Source organism: Trebonia sp. (assembly GCF_030042015.1).
In the GTDB taxonomy this organism is placed as follows: Bacteria; Actinomycetota; Actinomycetes; order Streptosporangiales; family Streptosporangiaceae; genus Trebonia.
In genome coordinates this window covers 1-2,783 of record NZ_JASIAL010000483.1, presented here as the reverse complement: position 1 = coordinate 2,783, position 2,783 = coordinate 1, and the positions used below count along the sequence as shown (strand labels likewise).

General features: G+C 65.0%; 4 protein-coding genes. 1 reads left to right on the top strand and 3 read right to left on the bottom strand.

Annotated elements, in window-relative coordinates; genetic code table 11:
* The 3 genes from Q1N79_RS25745 to Q1N79_RS25735 all read right to left on the bottom strand — a co-directional run.
* Positions 1-633, bottom strand: a 633-nt coding sequence (locus Q1N79_RS25745) for a conjugal transfer protein (RefSeq protein WP_300613322.1), incomplete at its 3' end; no start/stop codon positions are given.
* Between the two features lie 27 nt (positions 634-660).
* Positions 661-921, bottom strand: a complete 261-nt coding sequence (locus tag Q1N79_RS25740) for a hypothetical protein (RefSeq protein WP_300613320.1) — start codon at positions 919-921, stop codon at positions 661-663.
* A gap of 139 nt (positions 922-1,060) precedes the next feature.
* Positions 1,061-1,909: a conjugal transfer protein gene (locus tag Q1N79_RS25735; protein ID WP_300613318.1), complete on the bottom strand. Its 849-nt coding sequence runs from the start codon at positions 1,907-1,909 to the stop codon at positions 1,061-1,063.
* 650 nt (positions 1,910-2,559) lie between these two features.
* Here Q1N79_RS25735 and Q1N79_RS25730 point away from each other — a divergent pair.
* The coding region (locus Q1N79_RS25730) for a sigma factor (protein ID WP_300613316.1) at positions 2,560-2,783 on the top strand (224 nt) is incomplete at its 3' end.

Sequence of the window (2,783 nt, the reverse complement as noted above, 5' to 3'; positions counted from 1 at the left end):
CAGCCGGGTGGATCCGGACGCAGCGGTCGCGGCAGAGCCGGCCGTGACGGCGGTCGCGGCAGTGGCGGCAGTGGCGGCCGTGACGGCGGTCGCGGCAGTGGCGTCGGTCGCGGCGGCAGCCACCGCGACGGAAGCGGACGCGGCGGTCGCGGCCACGGCGGCGGCAGGGACGGCGCTGCGGCCGCGGCGGACCAGTGTGCCGCGTTCACGCAGCGCGACCGCTCCCGCTGTTTCTTTTCCTTCCTGCCTGCGCTGCCGCGGAACCCGGCGGCTGTGCCATACCCGGGCGGTCACTATGATCTGGTCTTTTTCATTGAGCGGCGCTAGCCGGCACCAAACGCGCGGTTCCGCAAGGTAGCGAATCTGCGATTCCAGAAGTTCCGGCAACCGCTTGCTCTCGATGACCGGCCGCGTTGTCAGCCAGGTCAGCAGCCCTGGCGGCAGCACATACAGCCAAAGCAGGCTGTGGTTGAAAGGTACCCCGATCACGACGAGGAGAACGACGTACGGCACCGTAATCCCGGTGAATACGGCGATCCAGTTGATCGGCAGCGGCGCCGGGAGCCGGAAGTCATAGAGCTTGTAGAGCCGCTTTTCGATCCGCCAGATGTTCGTATAGGTGGGCAGGTCCACGTGACTGCGCTCCTCGGCCAGAGATAATCAGTGGACCCCGAGCGCGTTTGCTATTCCCGTGGCCAGCGTTTGCACGATGCTAGGCGTGTAGAAGACCACGGCGATCGCGACTGCCAGGACGATGAATTGCACGAACCGGGTGATCTCGCGAGTGAACAGGAAGAACAGTGCCACGATGCCCACTATCCCAAGGAATAGCGGCCCGAAAAGGCTTTGCAGGTAGGCGACTAGGCCTTGGGTGCTGATCGCCGCCTGGGGGGCCGCGGCGGCGACGAGGTGAACAGACATCATCCTTCCTTTCCGTGGATGTCAGTTACCTGGCGGGGACGCCGTGGGACCCGGGGAGAACGTGCGGCCGACTGCGGCCACAGGGCGCCCACGGTCGCCGACAGCCCGCGACGCGCGACCGGTGATGACGCGTCCCGGGTCATTGGGTTCCCATCGGCTGGGTAGCTGCACGGATCTCCCTTACATACCATCTCCCGCTCTGCAGGTCGATTACCGACATGTCATAACTTGTGGCGAGCTCCGGTGTACCTGCTCTGACCTGGCCAGGAAGCACCCAGTTGACGGTTACGGTGATGTCGCGTGTCGCGCCGCCGCGCGGAACGGCGATGCTGGCGATCGATCCGAACCTGACCGCGCCGCCCAGTCCGCCGAGCGAAACTCCCGGCGCCAGGTAGCGCTTCAGGGTCGCCTGGTCCCCGCTCGCATAGGCCTGGAAGAAGGCCGGCAGCTGACTCGATAGCTCGCTCTGCGCGGCTGGATCGGAGCTGGCCACCTGCGTGGCCGGCGCCGACGCGGCCGGCGGCGCCGGGAACAACGCCGGCTCGGCCGACACGACGAGCGCGCCGCCATTGGCGTAGAGCGGAACGCCGAGCTCCATCAATCGGCCGTTGACCATCGTCAGCAGCGTCACCACCGCGGCCTGCGCACTGCCGACGTCAATGCCAGCGACCTGCTCGGATTGGAGCCGCGATGTCCCCGCACCGTTCCAGCCGAATTGCGGATCCACCGCGGCCACATTGGCCGGGATAAAAGCGGCGAGCTCCTGCGCTCGCTGTGTTGCGCCCGCCGGGCTGAAGTTCAGGTAGACCTGGCCGAACTGCAGCGCGAAAGCCTCGCCGAGAGTCACAGGAAAAGCTGGTGCGGAAGGTGCAGAAGGTGCAGAAGTGGCTGCCGTGCTTTTCGAGCTCGCGGGCGTCTCATTCAGCACGATCGCCGTGACGCCGCGATAGCCGATAACAAGAATCGCGGCCCAGAGCACGACCCGCATCGGCCAGACCATCCAGCGTCTGCCACCGCCACTCCACGGTGCCTTAGCGGCCGGAGTATGGCGATCCGCCATGTCCGGTGATTCTTCACCGTACACGGCTGACTCCGTTCCGCTATCAAGGTGAAAGACGCCAGACCTCCGCACTATCGCACCTCCGCCCGCTCCGTCCTGGGCAGCCAATCACGGGGCGTGCTCCCTACCGGCCCTCGCGCTCCATTGTGCGACAGAAAACGGTCACACGTGCAGGATTGCAGCAGAACACGCACTTATCCCGAACTTTTTCACGTTACGTTCAGTTACATCCAGCCCCGGGGTTCGGACCGCCGCGCTGCGGACCTGTTTGCTGAACGTAACTCCTCAAATACGAAAACGCAATACTTAAGGTGTCGGTTCACCACATGCGGGACAAAAACTTCATCACGGCCGATAATAATTCCCTGGCGTCACTTAACCACCGTCCGATGGCTCTTACACTGCGTGACCGATGGGCGGCAGGTGCAAGCTGGTCAGCCGCAGGGACGCGCGGCCCCGGACTGGCAGTGCTGCCTTTCTGGCAGGGACTTTGTCAACGCTCAGGGAGGCCGACCGAGTGTCAGCTAATGGAGCCTGGCACTGGACAGGTGCGACCAGCCGGATAGAGGGACGCGTTGATGCGCCGCGACAAGGGTGAACTCGACGAGCGCTTCGCCGCTTTCGTCCGCGACAGGGGAGATAGCCACCTGCGGCTGGCGATCCTGCTGACCGGTGACAGGCAGGCAGGCGAAGACCTCGTGCAGGCAAGCCTGCTCAAGCTGTACCGGGCCTGGCCGCGGCTGGACGTTAGCACCGATCCCGACGCTTACCTGCGGCGGATCATCGTCAACACGCGCCGGTC